This is a genomic window from Acidovorax sp. (assembly GCF_046314175.1).
Classification (GTDB): Bacteria; Pseudomonadota; Gammaproteobacteria; order Burkholderiales; family Burkholderiaceae_C; genus Acidovorax.
The window spans coordinates 1-17,315 of record NZ_JBKBXG010000013.1 but is presented as its reverse complement, the minus strand read 5'-3'; the positions used below and the strand labels follow the sequence as shown (position 1 = coordinate 17,315).

Below are 17,315 nucleotides of genomic sequence, written 5' to 3'. Positions count from 1 at the left end.
CTTACCGGTTGAGTTCGGCCAGCCGCTCCGGCGTCCCCACGTCCGTCCACCGCCCAGTGTAGAGCGAGGCAGACACCCGGCCCGCGTCCATCGCCTGGCGCAGCAACGGGGCCAGCGCGGCTTTGATGCCGCCGGGGTTGCCGGCAGGGATGTCGCACCAGGGCTGCGCAAAAAGCTCGGCGCGCAGCAGTGCGATGGTGCTGTAGGTGTAGCGCGGCGCGGTGTCGTTGGCAGGCAGATTCAGCGCCATGCCGCTGGCCGACAGGCCAAAGTCGCCCCGCAGGTTGTGCGCCGGGTTGGGCACCAGCCACAGGTGGGCCAGATGGTCGCTGGCGGCAAAGGCCTGTACGGCAGCGCTGTCGAACACGAAGTCGGGCGCAAACACATCGCCCGCTGCCAGCCAGAACAGGGGGCCCAGCTGGGGCAACGCACGCGCAATGCCCCCCGCAGTCTCCAGGGCCTCGCCAAAGTCAGCGCCTTCGTGAGAGTATGAAATTGATAGCTGCTTGCGATTATAAGTCAAGCGCTGGAGGCCAAAAACACTTAAAAACTGAGCACTGATCTGCTCCCCCAGCCAGGCCGTGTTGATCACCACCTGCTCCACCCCGGCATCCTGCAGCGCCTGCAGGTGCCACTGCAGCAGCGGCTGGCCTTGCACCTGCAGCAGGGGTTTGGGCGTGCTGTCGGTCAAGGGGCGCATGCGCTCGCCGCGCCCGGCGGCCAGCAGCATGGCAGGGACCTGAGGGGACAAAGGGGATGGAGGGGCGTTGGCGTTCATGCTGCGGACAAGTTGACTTCACCGCGCTGCAGCACATGCCGATCCACGGTGGTGGGTTCGAACAAAGCCAGCAGCGCATCCATCAGCGCGTGCGCTTTGCCCGAATGGTCCGCGCCGAAATTGCACACGTACACATCCAGCGTCACGGCGCGCCGCTCGGGCCAGGTGTGCACACACAGGTGCGACTCTGCTAGCAAAATAGTAGCGGTTACCCCGCCTGGGCCCTGCGCCGTGGCGGGAAACCCATGAAACAACTGCCCCACAGCCTGCAGCCCGGCCGCACGCACGGCGTCCGTGCATGCGCGCCCCAGTGCAGCAGCGTCCAACAGCCAGGCCGGGGCGCAGTGGCAGCCATGAAGATCGGCGGTGAGGTGCAGTCCTTGCATGGCCCGCACTGTAGTGCATCAAACCGCTACGCACGCCGCAGTGCAGGCCTGGTGCCTGGGGCTCGTGGCCGGGCCGGTAAAATGCCGGGTTTCCCCCGAACTTCCACCCTGAACACACCCCCCATGGCCAACACCCAGCAATCCCAACAGATGGCAAATGCAATCCGCGCATTGGCCATGGACGCAGTTCAACAGGCCAATTCCGGCCACCCCGGCGCCCCCATGGGCATGGCTGACATCGCAGTGGGCCTTTGGGCTCGTCATCTCAAGCACAACCCGGCCAACCCCCAGTGGTTTGACCGCGACCGTTTCGTGCTGAGCAATGGCCATGGCTCCATGCTGCTGTACGCGCTGCTGCACCTCACGGGCTACGACCTGCCAATTGGCGAACTGAAGAACTTCCGCCAGCTGCACAGCAAGACTGCTGGCCACCCCGAAGTGGGCATCACGCCCGGAGTTGAAACCACCACCGGCCCGCTGGGCCAGGGCATTACCAATGCCGTGGGCTTTGCTTTGGCTGAAAAACTGCTGGCCAGCGAGTTCAATCGCGAAGGCCATTCCGTGGTGGACCACCACACCTACGCGTTCCTGGGCGACGGCTGCCTCATGGAAGGCATCAGCCACGAAGCCGTGTCCCTGGCAGGCGCCTGGAAGCTCAACAAGCTGATCGCGCTGTATGACGACAACGGCATCAGCATCGATGGCCAGGTCGCGCCCTGGTTTGCCGACAACACCCCCCTGCGTTTTGTAGCCAGCGGCTGGAACGTGATTGGCCCCATCGACGGCCATGACGCCGACAAGGTCGACGCCGCCATCGAAGAAGCCAAGAAGCAGACCGAGCGCCCCACCCTCATCGTGTGCAAGACACACATCGGCAAGGGCAGCCCTAACCGCGCCAACACCGCCAAGGCGCATGGCGAACCGTTGGGTGCTGAAGAGATTGCCCTCACCCGCGAAGCGCTGGGCTGGACCAGCGAGCCTTTTGCGATTCCCGAAGAGGTGTATGCAGACTGGGATGCCAAGGCCAACGGCCAGGCGTTTGAGTCGGTGTGGAACGAGCGTTTTGCCGCCTACAGCGCCGCTTGCCCTGAACTGGCTGCAGAGTTCAAGCGCCGCATGGAAGGCAACCTGCCCGCCAACTTTGCACAAGTGGCCGTGGACACCGTGGTGGCCGCCCACACCAAGGGCGAGACCGTCGCCAGCCGCAAGGCCAGCCAGCTGGCGCTGGAAGCCTTCACCGCCGCGCTGCCCGAGCTGTTGGGCGGCAGCGCCGACCTGACCGGCTCCAACCTCACCAACACCAAGAGCACCCCCAACCTGCGTTTTGACATGCAGGGCAACGTGGTGCAGACCGAGGTCGAAGGTGGCAAGAAGATCGGTGGCCGCCACATCAACTACGGCGTGCGCGAATTCGGCATGGCAGCGATCATGAACGGCATCGCGCTGCACGGTGGTTTCATTCCCTACGGCGGCACGTTCCTGACCTTCAGCGACTACAGCCGCAACGCCATCCGCATGGCCGCGCTGATGAAGCAGCGCGTGATCCACGTGTTCACGCACGATTCGATCGGCCTCGGCGAAGACGGCCCTACGCACCAGTCCATCGAGCACGCGGCCAGCCTGCGCCTCATCCCCAACCTGGACGTGTGGCGCCCCGGTGACACGGCAGAAACCGCCGTAGCATGGAGCGTGGCGCTGTCCAACCGCGACAAGCCCACTGCCCTGCTGTTGAGCCGCCAAAACTTGCCCTACGCACCCAAGCGCGACCTGGGCGACATCAGCCGCGGCGCCTATGTGCTGAGCGAGCCATCGGACGTGGGCCTCAAGAAGAAGGCCGTGGCCGTGATCATCGCCACCGGCTCGGAAGTGCAGCTGGCGCTCAAGGCCCAGCGCCTGCTGGCCGACCGCAAGATCCCTGTGCGCGTGGTGTCCATGCCCAGCACCACCACCTTTGACCGCGAAGACGCCAAGTACAAGAGCAGCGTGCTGCCCGCTGGCGTGCCGCGCGTGGCTGTGGAAATGGGCGTGACGGACGGCTGGTGGAAATACGGCTGCGCGGCCGTGGTCGGCATCGACACCTACGGCGAATCCGCCCCGGCGCCTGTACTGTTCAAGCACTTCGGGTTCACCGAAGAGAACGTTGCGGCCACAGTGCAGGCTGCGCTCAAGCGCAAGTGATTCGGCAAGGGGCCCCGCAGATGATGCGGGCCCCTTGTAGTTTTGGATTTTTGAACATCAACTTTGGAAAGACTCCACGCTATGACGATCAAGATTGGTATCAACGGCTTCGGCCGCATCGGCCGCAACGTGCTGCGCTCGGCCATCCAGAACTTCAGCGACATTGAAGTGGTTGGCATCAACGACCTGCTGGAGCCCGAGTACCTGGCGTACATGCTGCAGTACGACTCGGTGCACGGCCGCTTCAAGGGCGAAGTTTCGGTGGAAGGCAACACCCTGATCGTCAATGGCAAGAAGATCCGCCTGACGCAAGAGCGCGACCCCGCCAACCTCAAGTGGAACGAAGTCGGCGCCGACGTGGTGATCGAATCCACCGGCCTGTTCCTGGACAAGGTCACTGCGCAAAAGCACCTGGATGCTGGCGCCAAGAAGGTCATTCTGTCGGCCCCGTCCAAGGACGACACCCCGATGTTCGTATACGGCGTGAACCACACCAGCTACAAGGGCGAGGCCATTGTGTCCAACGCCTCGTGCACCACCAATTGCCTGGCCCCCGTGGCCAAGGTGCTGCACGACAAGTGGGGTATCAAGCGCGGCCTGATGACCACCGTGCACGCTGCCACTGCCACGCAAAAGACCGTGGACGGCCCTTCGAACAAGGACTGGCGCGGCGGACGCGGCATTCTGGAAAACATCATTCCCTCCAGCACCGGCGCTGCCAAGGCCGTGGGCGTCGTCATCCCTTCGCTGAACAAGAAGCTGACCGGCATGTCCTTCCGCGTGCCCACCTCCGACGTGTCGGTGGTGGACCTGACGGTGGAGCTGGAAAAGGCAGCCACTTACGACGAAATCAAGGCCGAGATGAAGGCCCAGTCTGAAGGGGCTCTGAAAGGCGTGCTAGGCTATACCGAAGACAAGGTTGTGGCCACCGACTTCCGTGGCGACACCCGCACCTCCATTTTTGATGCCGACGCCGGTATCGCACTGGATGGCACTTTCGTGAAAATCGTCAGCTGGTATGACAACGAATGGGGCTATTCGAACAAGTGCCTGGAAATGGTCCGCGTCGTTTCCCAGTGATCGATCTCCGGACGACACTGAAGACGAGTTGACGATAGTGTTGATGAAGAAGAAGTTGAAGAAGAGCTAAGACTGCAACTACCCGTTCAGGCCGACTACCCCACAAGGGCAGTCGGCCTTTTTTTGCGCCGTGCGTTTCGGGCCGTGCGCTTGTGTTCCCTACGGAACAGGCCGCCCGTTTCCTACACCCCACATGCGCGGCCCGACCTAGCATGAGTGCACCGGCCCCGGGCAACGGCACTCCCCATGCACGGCACGTGCAAGCGCGGGGCGCGGCACATGCAGCATGAATCGCCACGTTCCGACCGGTGATCGGGCCGACAGCCCACCACTTTCCACAAAGAAGGGAGCTATCGGTGCAACAACACATTCCTCATTCATGGGCAACGCGTTTGCTGGGTTGGGGCATCGGCCTGGCGGGCTTTGCCACCGCGGCGGCAGGGCTCTGGTTGGCGGTGCTGGGTGGCTCTTGGTACTACCTTGTAGGCGGGATCGCATGGCTGGCAACCGGATGGTTGCTGCTGCGTCGCAGCCCCGGGGCATTGGCTGTTTTTGCCGGCTATGTGCTCGCCACCCTGGCTTGGGCGCTGTGGGAAGCTGGGCTGGACTGGTGGCCCCTCGCGGCACGGCTGGATATTCCGTTTCTGCTGGGGCTGCTGCTGCTCACGCCCTGGGTGCGCCGGGGCCTTGTGGAACGCACGCCCCACAACCCTTCCGCGAACGCTGCGGCATCGTCCCACCACTCCCCTGCGGTAGGACTCAAGAACGGCGCCAGCCGCGTGCTGTGGCTGGCGCTGGCACTGTTTTCCGTGGTGGCTGTGGCCTCGTGGTTTCGCGACCCTCACCGAGTCACCGGCGAACTCGCCCCCGCCGCCGGGGCCACAACCGAGCAAGACGCTCTGCCCAAAGGCGAATGGCATGCGTATGGCCGCACAGGGTGGGGGCAGCGCTATTCACCGCTCGACCAGATCGACCCCGCCAACGTCGCAAGGCTGCAGGTGGCTTGGGAACATCGCACCGGCGACATGCGTGGCCAGCCAGGAGACCCCGAAGAAACCACCTTCCAGGTGACGCCCCTCAAGATCGACAACCGGCTCTTTCTCTGCACGCCGCATCAGTCTGTGATTGCGCTGGATGCCACCACTGGCGCCGAGCTGTGGCGGTATGACCCGCAGATCCAGGGCGAATTGGCCCTGCAGCACCTGACCTGCCGCGGGCTGTCGTATCAACCCGCAACGGGCACCACCGCTGCGCCGGCGACCAACGCATCTGCAACTGCAACTGCAGCCGATGCGAACTCATTGCCGCCCCTGGCTGCGACCAGCGCGCTGGCGCCCGCATCCTCCACGCCCTCGGCAGGGCAGCCCATTGCCGCCCGCTCTGCCCCGACCACCCGCGGCGACTGCGACGCCAAGCTCTACATGCCCACCGCCGATGGCCGCGTGCTTGCGCTGGCCCCCGGTACGGGAGCGGTGTGCACCAACTTTGGCAACGGCACGGGTCAGATCGACCTCTGGGCCAACATGCCCAATGTGAAGCCGGGCTCTTACTACTCTACATCGCCCGTGGTGGTGGCGCGGGGTCTGTTGATCGTGGGAGGGACGGTGCTGGACAACGTGTCCACGCAAGAGGCGTCCGGTGTGATCCGTGCATTTGATGCGGCGACGGGCGCTCTGGTGTGGAACTGGGACGCAGGCAACCCAGAGAACACCGCCCCCCTGCCGGTGGGCGAACGCTACACCCCCAACTCGCCCAACAGCTGGACCATCTCCAGCGTGGACGAGGCGCTGGGCATGGTCTACGTGCCGCTGGGCAACCAGCCGCCAGACCAGTGGGGTGGCAACCGCAGCGATGCGGCCGAGAAATACTCGTCATCGGTGGTGGCGCTCGACCTTGCCAGCGGGCAAGTGCGCTGGGTGTTCCAGACCGTGCGCCACGACCTCTGGGACTACGACGTGCCCTCCCAGCCCAGCTTGATCGACCTGACCGTGAACGGCCAGACTATTCCGGCATTGGTGCAGCCCACCAAACAGGGCGAGATCTTTGTGCTGGACCGCCGCACTGGCCAGCCCGTGCTGCCGGTGACGGAAGTCCCCGCGCCGCAGGGCGCTGCAGAAGGGGACTACACCGCGCTCACCCAGCCCCAGTCCGCCCTGTCTTTTGCACCGCCCGCGCTGACCGAAAAGGACATGTGGGGCGCCACCATGTTCGACCAGCTGGCGTGCCGCATTGCGTTCAAGCGGCTGCGCTACGAAGGCCGCTACACGCCGCCATCGGAGGAAGGCAGCCTCATCTATCCCGGCAACTTCGGCGTCTTCAACTGGGGCAGCGTGTCGGTGGACCCACAACGGCAGACCGTGTTTGCCACGCCGACCTACCTGGCATTCACGTCGCAACTGGTGCGCCGAAAGGACAGCGTCACGCACTACGTGCAGGACAAGGACGGCCCCAAGGGCAGCCTGCCCGCGCTCAATGAAAACGTCGGTGCGCCTTTCGCCGTCAAGATGGGACCATTCACCTCACCGCTGGGCCTGCCTTGCCAGGAACCCCCGTGGGGATACGTTGCTGCGGCAGATTTGACGACGGGCAAAGTCGCGTGGATGCATCGCAACGGAACGGTACGCGACAGCTCGCCCCTGCCACTGCCGTTTCGCATGGGGGTACCCAACCTGGGTGGGCCCATCATGACGGCTGGCGGGGTGGCATTTCTGTCGGGCACGCTCGACAATTACGTGCGCGCGTATGACGTGCGCAGCGGCGACGAGATCTGGCGCAGCCGACTGCCCGCAGGTGGGCAGGCAACGCCCATGACCTACCTGGGTGAAGATGGGCGCCAGTACCTGCTGGTGGTGGCCGGAGGCCACGGGTCTCTGGGCACCAAGGCTGGCGATCATGTCATAGCCTACGCACTGCCCAGACCCCAGTGACCACGCCCCTGTTGACGGATGGCGTTAACCCGTCGTCGTTCAGGTTCGCAGGGGTGCTTTTGCAGCGGCGCTGCCTGGCGCAGGGGTGGCCACTGAGGCTGCGCCTGTTGCAACAACAGGGACCATCCGCGCAGGCGGTGCCTCGGGGACGGTAGCGATGTGCAAGGTGCGTGTTGGGAACGCAAAGCCGACGTCCATCGCGGCAAACTCCCGCATCAGGCCCAGGTTGATGGATTGCTGCAGGTCCATATAGACACCGAAGGCCGGGTCTTTGACGATGTACACCACCTCAAAGTCGAGCGAGCTGTCACCGAACGACTTGAAATGTGCGCGGTCAAAACGCGCTGTGGGCTCAGCCTCTACCAGACGCTTCACCACGCCGGGGATCGCCTCCACTTTGTCTACCGGGGTGTCGTACGTCACGCCAAACGCGAAAACAATGCGGCGCTCCGTCATCGGGCGGTAGTTGTTGATGGTCTGCTTGAGCAGATCGGTGTTGGACATCACCACCTCTTCCCCCTGCAGGCTGCGGATGCGCGTGGTCTTCAGACCAATCATCTGCACCGTGCCGGCCACACCGCCCACCACCACAAAATCACCCACTTCGAACGGCTTGTCCACCGCAATCGCCAGCGACGCAAACAGGTCGCCCAGAATGTTCTGCATGGCCAATGCCACCGCAATGCCCCCCACGCCCAGGCTGGCGATGAATGCGGTGATGTTGACCCCCAGGTTGGACAGCACGGCCAGAAAGATGACGCTCCACAACAGCGTGCGCAGCCCCCACGACATGAGGGTGGCCGACGCGCCCACCTGTGTCATGCCGGTGGAACTGTGGCGGGTCAGATAGCGCTGCACACCAATGCCTATTGCACGCATGCCCCACAGCCCCATCTGCACGGCCACTGCCACAAACCACAACTGGCCTACGCGGCCCGCCCAGCGACCAGGCAGCTCCAAAAAGCTCGCACCCACCAGCACGGCCACCAGAAACATGAGCACGCGGCTGGTCCCTTCCAGCACCTGCACCACCGTCATGGCCGCTGCGCTGTCCGACTGGGTGGCCCATACATTGGCACGCCCGGTGACCAGGTGCAGCACAGCAAGAATGACCGTATAGGTGGCAGTCATCGCCGCCAGAGCAGCCAGCAGGCTCCACAGCGGGATACCGGCAAAAGTGGTCTCTTGGACCCAAATCAGAAAGGTGGATGGCTGCATGCAGAAACGCTCCTCTTCGTTGTGTAGTGATGGTGTGTGGCCGCGGCGCCATTGGCGATCTGGGGGCTGATTGCTTGGCCACCGTGTGGAGCGCCCGCTTGCAAGCGTGTGAACGTACGCACGCTGTGTGACAGCGCAAACGAATCTGTGCCGCAGAACGGGGTATTCAACGAAAGGGACTCACAAGGGTGCGCTGTGGCTGTGCGCACTTTGATCGAGACAGCGAAAGGGTGAGAGTTCCCGCTAATTCACCGAGCCGTTTGGCGCTTGCAAGTCTTCGTAAGACATACCTCACAGCAGTACAGATGCACGGACTACGCCTGACGGCACGTCGCACCCCAACAATGGACCGACACCAGAACACGCTCTGGCTAGTCGCCCGAGTTCTCGGCGCGCTCATCTCACAACCCCCAGAGGAGTCCACAACACCATGCATTCATCCGCACTGATCCGTACCGCCGCAGCGGTCCTCGCACTGGGCGCACTGGCCGCCTGTTCCTCCACCCCCGCGCCTACCGAGCAAATGGCTGTGACACGCACCACCGTGAACCGCGTGGCCGCAGCGCCCGCAGTGGCAACCAGCGCCCCCGTTCAACTGCAGCAAGCGCGCGAGAAGCTCACGCAGGCTGAAAAAGCCATGACGGCCGAAGACTATGTGTCGGCACGCCGCCTGGCCGCCGAGGCAGAAGTGGACGCTCGCGTGGCTGAGACCCGCGCCGACGCCGCGGGCAACGCCGCCAACCTGGCGCAGGTGCAAGACGGTATCCGGGCGCTGCAAGAAGAAATCAACCGCCGATCGCCCCGCTAAGGACCCGGGCCTGTGCGCCCGTCCTGGCTACTTCGCCTCATGCCACCTGTGGCGGAGGCCTCGTGACTGCCTCTCCCCCTTTCTAGGAACACCTGACCATGCATCCCTTTTTTCACCGAACCACTGCCGTTTGCACCAGCCTGATTGCCGCAGGCCTGCTCGCCGCCTGTGCCAGCACCACCCCATCGCCTGCGCTGGAAGAAGCCCGCACCGCAGTCAGCACTGCCGCCGGAGACCCCTCGGTCAACCAATACGCACAGCTGGAACTGAAGCAGGCCACCGACGCGCTGGCCAAGGCCGACCGCGTGTGGGCTGACGACCGCGACACCTCTGAGACCAACCACCTGGCCTACCTTGCCCGCCAACGTGCTGAGATTGCTACCAACACCGCCCGCGCACGCCAGCTCGACGCCAACATCAAGCAAGCCGGCAGCGAAGCCGACCGCATTCGCCTGCAGGCGCGCACCCAGGAGGCCGATGCCGCCCGCATGCGCGCCGACGCACAAACCCGCAATGCACAACTGGCCCAGCAGCAAGCAATGAGCGCCGAACAGCGCGCCGCGCAACAACAGGCCAACGCCACCGCAGCCATGGCCCAGGCCAGCGCCGCGCAAGACCGTGTGCGTGCGCTGGAAGCCCAGCTGCGCGACATGGAAGCCCAGCAAACCGAACGCGGCCTGTTGGTCACCCTGGGCGATGTGCTGTTTGCCTTCAACAAAGCCGAGTTGTCCGTTCAAGCCGGTCCGCGCCTGGACAAGCTGGCCAACTTTCTCAAGCAATTCCCAGACCGCAAGATGTTGATTGAGGGCTACACCGACAGCGTGGGTAGCGATGGCTACAACCAGGAGCTGTCAGACCGCCGCGCCCAGTCTGTGCGCGATGCTCTGGTGCAGCGTGGTGTGGACACCAGCCGCATCACCGCACGCGGCTACGGCAAGGCCCACCCCGTGGCAGACAACGCGTCGCCTGAAGGCCGCGCAATGAACCGGCGTGTAGAAATCGTGATTGCCGACGAAAAGGGCACCCTGCGCGGGCGTTAAGCCAGACAGACAGCGGGCGCACCGCGCGTCCGCTGATCGCAGCATCTAGCCCTGCACAACGCAGGGCCGAAGACCGCGCCGCTTACGCCGCGCGGTCTTCGAACGTTTCGGTATCCACTTCGCTCGCGCTCTGCGGGTTGTAGCGGTTGCCCACCACGGTGCGATGGTTGATCAGCGCATCCAGCCGCGCCATCGTGGCCGCATCCAGCTGCACGTTCACAGCACCCAGGTCGTCGTGCAGATGTTCCACGCTGGTGGTGCCCGGGATAGGGAGGATGTGTTCGCCCTTGTGCAACAGCCACGCCAGGGCCAGCTGTGCGGGCGTGCAACCCACGTCGCGTGCAATCGCCTGGTAGCCACCCAGCAGCTTCAGGTTGGCCGCATACGCCTCGGGCGCAAACCGCGGCATGGCGCGGCGGATGTCCTTGGCGTCCAGCGTGCTCACATCGGTCAAGCCACCGCACAAGAATCCGCGCGCCACCGGGCTGAACGCCACAAAGGCCACACCCAACTCTCGGCAGGCCTCCAGAACGGCAATCTCTGGGTTGCGCGTCCACAGCGAATACTCCGTCTGCACCGCCGTGATCGGGAACTCGGCATCCGCGCGGCGCAGCGTGGCAGCCGACACCTCGGAGAGCCCCACGGTGCGGATGTGCCCGCGCCGCACCAGCTCGCCCAGGGCGCCCACGCTTTCTTCAATCGGTACGCTCTTGTCCCAGCGGTGCAGGTAGTACAGGTCGATCACATCGGTCTGCAGGCGACGCAGGCTGTCTTCGCAGGTCTTGCGCAGCGTGTCGGGCCGCCCGTCGATCACGCGCACCAGCTTGCCGTCACCCGCCACATCCACACCTTGCATGCCGCATTTGCTGGCCAGCGTGAAGCGACTGCGGTGCGGCTTCATAACACGGCCCACCAGGGTTTCGTTGGCTCCAAAGCCGTAGAGCGTGGCCGTATCGAACAGCGTCACACCGGCATCAAGCGCCGCCAGTAGCACGCGCTCGCCTTGCTCGGCCGACACGGGCGCACCATAGGCGTGCGAAAGGTTCATGCAGCCCAGGCCGATGGCCGAGACGGAGAAAGGTCCGAGGGTTCTTTGTTGCATGGCACGAGCTTAAGGCAAGCAGTGCAGCCTGCGGGGCCAGTCGGTCTTGAATCAGGTGTGGCTCGGTGGCGTGACCACCGTGACACCGTTGAAAATCAGATGCACTCGACTAGGTGATCTTGAAAACGATCAGGGTCTTCTTGGCGCCCGACTTTTCCTCGAACGCCGCCCACTGCTTGATGCCTTTGACCAGCACCTGCGTGCTCACGTCGCGCACGGTTTTCTTCGCCTGGAGTTTGGGGGTGAGCCAATCCTGGATGTGCGCAAAGTGCGCCCCTTCTTGCCCGGTAGGGATCAGCATGTCCAGGCCTGCCACTTTGCCAGCGGCGGTTACTGTTATTTCGGTCGCGGGCATAGAGGGGCTTTGAAGGTGGGGCTGGGGCATGGCATCAAGCCAGTGCAAGCCTGTGGGTGAAGGGAGCAACTTTTGCTGAACCCAAAGTGCAGACAGCGAGTTGGCAGTGGGGCGGATTTTAAGTCCCAAGGGCCTGTTCCCCGGCTACCGGGGTTGCGTCGGACGGCGCGGGCCAACGCATCTGGCGGGTGGCACCCATCAGCTCCGGCATCTTCAATTCCACCAAAAGAGGCAAGTCCCTTCGGCTATTGCATGGACAATCCCCGCATGTCTGGCACCACTCCTTCACACACCTCTTCCCCCCGCCCCGTGCTGATTGCCGGCGGCGGCATCGGTGGCATGGCCACTGCCCTCACCCTGCACCAGATCGGCGTGCCCTGCATCGTTTTTGAAACGGTGCCAGAGATTCAGCCACTGGGCGTTGGCATCAATCTGCAGCCCAATGCGGTGCGGGAGCTGCACGACCTGGGGTTTGGCAACGACGTGCTGGACACGATCGGCCTGCAGGCGCGTGAATGGGCGCTGGTGGGCCGCAACGGGAACGAGGTGTACGCCGAGCCGCGCGGCCTGGAGGCGGGTTACCACTGGCCCCAGTATTCGGTGCACCGGGGGCAGTTGCAGATGATGCTGTTCAACGCCGTCAAAGCCCGCCTGGGCGACGGCGCCGTGCAGCTGGGGCAGCGCGTGGTGGGCTACCGGCAGGATGCCGACGGGGTGACGGCGATCATCGAGGCGCGCAATGGTGAGCGACATGAGGTGGCGGGCTCGCTGCTGATTGCCGCCGATGGCCTGCACTCGGCCGTGCGGGCGCAGATGCACCCCACGCAGCCGCCCATCCAGTGGGGCGGCGCCATCATGTGGCGCGGCACCACGCCGGGGGTGCCGGTGCGCACGGGCGCTTCGTTCGTGGGCGTGGGCTCGATGCGGCACCGCGTGGTGTTCTACCCCATCACGCCACCCGACCCGGCCACGGGCCTGGCCACCATCAACTGGATCGCCGAGATCACGGTGGACAACCAGGGCGGCTGGCAGCAGGGCGACTGGAACCGGCGCGTGGCGCTGGAGGAGTTCAGCCACCACTTTGACGGCTGGAACTACAGCTGGCTGGACGTGCCCGCCATGCTGCGCGGCGCCACCGACATTTTTGAGTACCCCATGATCGACCGCGACCCGGTACCCACCTGGGTAGACGGGCGCGTGGCGCTGCTGGGCGATGCGGCGCACGTGATGTACCCGGTGGGCTCCAACGGTGCCAGCCAGGCCATTGTGGATGCGCGCGTTCTGGGCGCGCAGTTGATTGCGCATGGCGTGGTCTCAGAGGCGCTGCGCGCCTACGACGACAAGCTGTGCAAGGACATCTCGGCGCTGGTGCTGCGCAACCGGGGCTCTGGCCCCTTTGGCCTGCTGGGGCTGGTGGACGAGCGCTGCGGCGGTGTGTTTGACCACATCGACGATGTGCTGCCGCGCGAGGAACGCGAAGGCTTCATGGCCCGCTACAAGGCGGCGGCGGGTTTTGCTATCGAGACGCTCAATGCGGCGCCGCCCACCATTGCGCCGGGGCAGCGCGTGGCGGCAGGCTGAGCAGTCCCAGGACGAGCACTTCGTCGCGCATAAGGGAGGGATTGAGGGGGGGGGAGTTGAGGGGGCGCCACGAGCCCCTTCAATATCAAATTGATAGCTACTAGCGCTTATTGGATAAGCGCTAGAGGCCAATTTTGCTTGAAATCAGCCTGCGTTCAGCTGCTGCTCCAACTGGTGCAGCACCTGGTAGCACGCCAACACCCGGTCCACGCTGGCATTGGGTTCGCGGCCTTCCTTGATGGCGGCAAAGAACTCGCGGTCCTGCAGCTCGATGCCGTTCATCGACACATCCACCTGGCTCACATCGATCTTCTCGTCCTTGCCGTTGAACAGGTCGTCATACCGCGCCAGGTAGGTGGCGGTGTCGCCGATGTAGCGGAAGTACGTGCCCAGCGGGCCGTCGTTGTTGAAGCTCAAGCTCAGCGTGCAGATGGCGCCATTGGCGGCCTTGAGCTGGATGCTCATGTCCATCGCGATGCCCAGCGTTGGGTGGATGGGGCCCTGGATGGCGTTGGCCTGCACGATGGGGCTGTTGGCCTGGTAGGCGAACAGGTCCACGGTGTGGGCAGCGTGGTGCCACAGCAGATGGTCCGTCCAGCTGCGGGCCTGGCCCAGCGCGTTGGTGTTGCTGCGGCGAAAGAAGTAGGTCTGCACATCCATCTGCTGGATGTTGAATGCACCCTTCTGGATTTGGTGGTGCACGTACTGGTGGCTGGGGTTGAAGCGGCGGGTGTGGCCGCACATCGCCACCAGGCCGGTCTGCTTTTGCATCGCCACCACGTCTTCGGCGCCCTTCAAGCTGTCGGCCAGCGGGATCTCAACCTGCACGTGCTTGCCCGCTTTCAGGCAGGCGATGGTCTGCTCGGCGTGCATTTGCGTGGGGGTGCACAGGATGACGGCATCCACTTCCTTGATGGCAAGGGCATCGGCTAGGTCGGTGGTGACGTGCTTTATGCCGTACTTGTCAGCCACTTCCTGGGTCTTGGCCAGGTCGCGACTGATGAGGGAGATGACTTCGACGCCGTCGATGTTCTTGATGCCGTCCAGGTGCTTGATGCCGAAGGCGCCTGCGCCTGCGAGTGCGACTTTGATGGTCATGGTTCGGGTACTTTCTTTATGAGTTCTCAAGAATCAGATGCCCCACCGCCGTGTTGCTGGCGGGCACGTGGAAGAAGCGGTGCGCCACCTTGGGCGCGGGGCCGCCCGCCACGTCGGACATGGCACCGCGTGCGATGAACCACATCACCAGCTCAATGCCTTCGCTGCCGGCCTCGCGCACGTATTCAATGTGCGGCACCTTGGCCAGCTCGGCGGGTTCGGCGATCAGGCGGTCGAGGAACTTGTTGTCCCATTCCTTGTTGATGAGGCCTGCGCGCGGGCCTTGCAACTGGTGGCTCATTCCGCCGGTGCCCCAGATCTGCACCTTGAGCGGCGCATCGTACGACTCGATGGCGCGGCGGATGGCCTGCCCCAGCGCAAAGCAACGCGCGCCCGAGGGCACGGGGTACTGCACCACGTTGACGGCAAACGGGATAACCTTGACGGGCCACGCCTCGGGCGAGCCGAACAGCAGGTTCATGGGCACGGTCAGGCCGTGGTCCACCTTGAGGTCGTTGACGATGGTGAGGTCAAAGTCTTGCTGGATGACCGACTGCGCAATGTGCGAGGCCAGGTCGGGGTGACCCATGACCTTGGGCACGGGGCGCGGGCCATAGCCTTCGTCGGCGGGCTCGAACTCTGCGGCCGTGCCGATGGCAAACGTGGGGATCATGCCCAGATCAAAACTGGTGGCGTGGTCGTTGTAGACCAGGAACACCACGTCGGGCTTGTTGTCGTGCATCCATTGCTTGGAGGGCTCGTAGCCTGCAAACAGTGGCTGCCAGTAGGGCTCGCCGGTCTTGCCCAGGTCGATGGCGGCGCCAATGGCCGGCACGTGCGAGGTGTACACCGATGCCGTGATGCGGGCATGCTCCACAGGGCCTGACGCATTGCCAGTAGTGGTCTGCTGCGTGGCGTGGTCGCCCATGATCTGTGCCGCCAGGGCCTCCTGGTGCGTCAGCTCCCATTGCTTCCAGGCGTCCGACTGGGCCGCGGGGCCCTGGGCATTGCCGCCTTCGCCGGTGACACGGTTGCCTTCGGCGCTGCGGCCACCGGCAATCATCATGTCGCGGTAGGCGTGCTCGCTCATGCCCGTCATGCTGCCCGCCATCTGCTGGAACGACAGGCCGTCCGTCGCGCCCAGCTTGGCCAGGAAGTAGATGTTGCCGCCCGTGCGCATGGCCCAGTTCAGGTCGCGTGCGCGCACGGCGGCGCGCTGCTCGTCGGTCATCGGCCATTCGGCCAGATAGGCGTCTTCGTCGGCCTTGAAGCGGGTGCGGTTTTCGGCCTTCATCAGGCTCATGCAGAACTGGTTGAGCCAGTAGCCCTTGCGGCTTTGCTCTGCGTCGAAGATGGTCGTGCCGGGCACGTCCAGATAGGGTTTGTCGAGCGCCATGGTTACTTCACCTCCACTTCTTCGGGCCAATACAGCCGCATCGGGTTGTCCACCAGCAGCTTCTTTTGCAGCTCGGCGGTGGGTGCGATGTGCGGTATGAAATCAACCAGCAGGCCGTCGTCGGGCATGTGGTCCTTGAGGTTGGGGTGCGGCCAGTCGGTGCCCCACAGCACGCGGTCAGGGAACTCTTCCACCACCTTGCGCGCAAACGGCACCACGTCGGAATACGCGTTCTGCTCGCCGTTCAATGCCTTGGGGCCGGTAATCGACAGGCGCTCGGGGCAGCTCACCTTGCTCCACACGTTGGGGTGCTGGCGCATGAATTTGAGGAACAGCGCGAACTCTTCGCTGTCGACGCCCTTGCTCACATCGGGGCGACCCATGTGGTCCACCACCACGGTGGTGGGCAAGGCAGTGAAGAAGTCCCACAGCTCGGGCAGGTCCACCTCCTCGAAGTAGATCACCACGTGCCAGCCGAGCTTGTGGATGCGCGCGGCAATCTCCATCAGCTCGTCCTTGGGCGTGAAGTCCACCAGGCGCTTGACGAAGTTGAAACGCACACCGCGCACACCCGCGTCGTGCATGGCCTGCAATTCATCATCGGTGACCGAGCGCTTGACGGTGGCGACGCCGCGCGCCTTGCCGCCGGAGTGCACCAGCGCATCGACCATGGCGCGGTTGTCCGCACCGTGGCAGGTGGCCTGCACCACCACGTTGCGTGCAAAGCCCAGGTGGTCGCGCAGCGCATACAGCTGGTGCTTGCTCGCGTCGCAAGGCGTGTATTTACGCTCGGGGGCATAGGGGAACTCTGCGCCAGGGCCGAACACGTGGCAGTGCGCGTCCACAGCGCCTGCAGGCACCTGAAAGCGGGGCTTACTGGGGCCGGTGTACCAGTCCAGCCAGCCGGGGGTTTTGGTGAAATCAGACATGGTTAGCTACTTTGCTATATAAAAAATAGCTGCCAGCGCTTTATGGATAAGCGCTAGAGGCCAAAAACACTTAAAAATCTTGATCAGTCGATGTACTTGAGGCCTGCCTTCTCCAGGCCGGGGCGCATGTTGTACATATCGAGGCCCAGCACGCCGCTGGCCAGCTTGGCGCGCTTTTCACCTTCAAAGCTCTCGCGCTTTTGCGCGGCGGCCAGGGTCTCGGCCGCACGGGCGGCGGGCACACACACCACGCCGTCGTCGTCGGCCACGATCACATCGCCCGGCGTGACCAGCGCACCAGCGCACACCACCGGGATGTTGACCGAGCCCAGCGTGGCCTTGATGGTGCCCTTGCTGCTGATGGCGCGGCTCCACACGGGGAAGTTCATTTCCTGCAGCGTCTTCACGTCGCGCACACCGGCGTCGATGATGAGCGCGC

15 protein-coding genes and 1 pseudogene are annotated in these 17,315 nt (G+C 64.2%); 6 read left to right on the top strand and 10 right to left on the bottom strand.

Annotated elements, in window-relative coordinates; genetic code table 11:
* Nucleotide 1 precedes the first annotated feature (1 nt).
* The gene (locus ACK4OE_RS05345) at nt 2-778 is read right to left on the bottom strand and encodes a nucleotidyltransferase family protein (protein ID WP_409883536.1); all 777 of its coding nucleotides are present in this window, start codon (nt 776-778) and stop codon (nt 2-4) included.
* On the bottom strand, nt 775-1,164 hold the full coding sequence (locus ACK4OE_RS05340; protein ID WP_409883534.1) for an S-adenosylmethionine decarboxylase family protein: 390 nt from the start codon (nt 1,162-1,164) through the stop codon (nt 775-777). The genes ACK4OE_RS05345 and ACK4OE_RS05340 overlap by 4 nt, the downstream gene beginning before the upstream one ends.
* A 123-nt stretch (nt 1,165-1,287) precedes the next feature.
* Between ACK4OE_RS05340 and tkt the strand changes: the two genes are divergently transcribed.
* The 3 genes from tkt to ACK4OE_RS05325 all read left to right on the top strand — a co-directional run bounded on the left by tkt (nt 1,288) and on the right by ACK4OE_RS05325 (nt 7,349).
* Complete coding sequence (tkt, locus tag ACK4OE_RS05335) at nt 1,288-3,342, top strand: transketolase (RefSeq protein WP_409883533.1); 2,055 nt, start codon at nt 1,288-1,290, stop codon at nt 3,340-3,342.
* 81 nt (nt 3,343-3,423) lie between these two features.
* On the top strand, nt 3,424-4,422 hold the full coding sequence (gene gap, locus ACK4OE_RS05330; RefSeq protein WP_409782232.1) for a type I glyceraldehyde-3-phosphate dehydrogenase: 999 nt from the start codon (nt 3,424-3,426) through the stop codon (nt 4,420-4,422).
* A 395-nt stretch (nt 4,423-4,817) separates the two neighbouring features.
* Complete coding sequence (locus tag ACK4OE_RS05325) at nt 4,818-7,349, top strand: membrane-bound PQQ-dependent dehydrogenase, glucose/quinate/shikimate family (protein ID WP_409883632.1); 2,532 nt, start codon at nt 4,818-4,820, stop codon at nt 7,347-7,349.
* A 39-nt stretch (nt 7,350-7,388) separates the two neighbouring features.
* Here the strand turns inward: ACK4OE_RS05325 and ACK4OE_RS05320 are convergent, their stop codons facing one another.
* Nucleotides 7,389-8,567, bottom strand: a complete 1,179-nt coding sequence (locus ACK4OE_RS05320) for a mechanosensitive ion channel family protein (RefSeq protein WP_409883532.1) — start codon at nt 8,565-8,567, stop codon at nt 7,389-7,391.
* A 430-nt stretch (nt 8,568-8,997) separates the two neighbouring features.
* Here ACK4OE_RS05320 and ACK4OE_RS05315 point away from each other — a divergent pair, with 430 nt between their 5' ends.
* The gene (locus tag ACK4OE_RS05315) at nt 8,998-9,375 is read left to right on the top strand and encodes a DUF4398 domain-containing protein (RefSeq protein ID WP_409883531.1); all 378 of its coding nucleotides are present in this window, start codon (nt 8,998-9,000) and stop codon (nt 9,373-9,375) included.
* A 98-nt stretch (nt 9,376-9,473) separates the two neighbouring features.
* Entirely contained in the window at nt 9,474-10,415 is a 942-nt protein-coding gene (locus tag ACK4OE_RS05310) for an OmpA family protein (RefSeq protein WP_409883530.1), read from the top strand.
* Between the two features lie 82 nt (nt 10,416-10,497).
* Here ACK4OE_RS05310 and ACK4OE_RS05305 read toward each other — a convergent pair whose 3' ends face one another.
* Nucleotides 10,498-11,517, bottom strand: a complete 1,020-nt coding sequence (locus ACK4OE_RS05305) for an aldo/keto reductase (protein ID WP_409883529.1) — start codon at nt 11,515-11,517, stop codon at nt 10,498-10,500.
* A gap of 109 nt (nt 11,518-11,626) precedes the next feature.
* On the bottom strand, nt 11,627-11,872 hold the full coding sequence (locus ACK4OE_RS05300) for a hypothetical protein (protein ID WP_409883528.1): 246 nt from the start codon (nt 11,870-11,872) through the stop codon (nt 11,627-11,629).
* Nucleotides 11,873-12,139: 267 nt separating this feature from the next.
* Between ACK4OE_RS05300 and ACK4OE_RS05295 the strand changes: the two genes are divergently transcribed.
* Complete coding sequence (locus ACK4OE_RS05295; RefSeq protein ID WP_409883526.1) at nt 12,140-13,453, top strand: flavin-dependent oxidoreductase; 1,314 nt, start codon at nt 12,140-12,142, stop codon at nt 13,451-13,453.
* Between the two features lie 144 nt (nt 13,454-13,597).
* On the opposite strand, the gene ACK4OE_RS05290 is transcribed toward ACK4OE_RS05295, so the two are convergent.
* The 5 genes and pseudogenes from ACK4OE_RS05290 to ACK4OE_RS05270 all read right to left on the bottom strand — a co-directional run.
* Nucleotides 13,598-14,551 carry a Gfo/Idh/MocA family oxidoreductase gene (locus ACK4OE_RS05290; protein WP_409883524.1) on the bottom strand — a complete coding sequence of 318 codons (954 nt, stop codon included), beginning with the start codon at nt 14,549-14,551 and terminating at the stop codon, nt 13,598-13,600.
* A 16-nt stretch (nt 14,552-14,567) separates the two neighbouring features.
* Nucleotides 14,568-15,479, bottom strand: coding sequence for a class III extradiol dioxygenase subunit beta (locus tag ACK4OE_RS05285; RefSeq protein ID WP_409883631.1), 912 nt, complete (start codon nt 15,477-15,479; stop codon nt 14,568-14,570).
* A 99-nt stretch (nt 15,480-15,578) separates the two neighbouring features.
* Nucleotides 15,579-15,947 (bottom strand): annotated as a pseudogene (gene ligA, locus ACK4OE_RS05280) (protocatechuate 4,5-dioxygenase subunit alpha); the annotation flags it as partial.
* Nucleotides 15,948-15,949: 2 nt separating this feature from the next.
* The gene (locus ACK4OE_RS05275) at nt 15,950-16,876 is read right to left on the bottom strand and encodes an amidohydrolase family protein (protein WP_409883523.1); all 927 of its coding nucleotides are present in this window, start codon (nt 16,874-16,876) and stop codon (nt 15,950-15,952) included.
* An 83-nt stretch (nt 16,877-16,959) separates the two neighbouring features.
* Nucleotides 16,960-17,315 (bottom strand): 4-carboxy-4-hydroxy-2-oxoadipate aldolase/oxaloacetate decarboxylase (locus tag ACK4OE_RS05270; protein WP_409883522.1); only part of this gene is annotated, 356 nt, incomplete at its 5' end.

What these genes read in the sequence shown, in the direction of transcription:
- ACK4OE_RS05315 (WP_409883531.1), top strand. Translation starts at nt 8,998, where the DNA reads ATGCATTCATCCGCACTGATCCGTACCGCCGCAGCGGTCCTCGCACTG.
- ACK4OE_RS05305 (WP_409883529.1), bottom strand. Translation starts at nt 11,517, where the DNA reads ATGCAACAAAGAACCCTCGGACCTTTCTCCGTCTCGGCCATCGGCCTG.
- ACK4OE_RS05285 (WP_409883631.1), bottom strand. Translation starts at nt 15,479, where the DNA reads ATGGGCGACCACGCCACGCAGCAGACCACTACTGGCAATGCGTCAGGC.
- ACK4OE_RS05290 (WP_409883524.1), bottom strand. Translation starts at nt 14,551, where the DNA reads ATGACCATCAAAGTCGCACTCGCAGGCGCAGGCGCCTTCGGCATCAAG.
- gap (WP_409782232.1), top strand. Translation starts at nt 3,424, where the DNA reads ATGACGATCAAGATTGGTATCAACGGCTTCGGCCGCATCGGCCGCAAC.
- ACK4OE_RS05340 (WP_409883534.1), bottom strand. Translation starts at nt 1,164, where the DNA reads ATGCAAGGACTGCACCTCACCGCCGATCTTCATGGCTGCCACTGCGCC.
- ACK4OE_RS05300 (WP_409883528.1), bottom strand. Translation starts at nt 11,872, where the DNA reads ATGCCCGCGACCGAAATAACAGTAACCGCCGCTGGCAAAGTGGCAGGC.
- ACK4OE_RS05310 (WP_409883530.1), top strand. Translation starts at nt 9,474, where the DNA reads ATGCATCCCTTTTTTCACCGAACCACTGCCGTTTGCACCAGCCTGATT.
- ACK4OE_RS05320 (WP_409883532.1), bottom strand. Translation starts at nt 8,567, where the DNA reads ATGCAGCCATCCACCTTTCTGATTTGGGTCCAAGAGACCACTTTTGCC.
- tkt (WP_409883533.1), top strand. Translation starts at nt 1,288, where the DNA reads ATGGCCAACACCCAGCAATCCCAACAGATGGCAAATGCAATCCGCGCA.
- ACK4OE_RS05345 (WP_409883536.1), bottom strand. Translation starts at nt 778, where the DNA reads ATGAACGCCAACGCCCCTCCATCCCCTTTGTCCCCTCAGGTCCCTGCC.
- ACK4OE_RS05295 (WP_409883526.1), top strand. Translation starts at nt 12,140, where the DNA reads ATGTCTGGCACCACTCCTTCACACACCTCTTCCCCCCGCCCCGTGCTG.
- ACK4OE_RS05275 (WP_409883523.1), bottom strand. Translation starts at nt 16,876, where the DNA reads ATGTCTGATTTCACCAAAACCCCCGGCTGGCTGGACTGGTACACCGGC.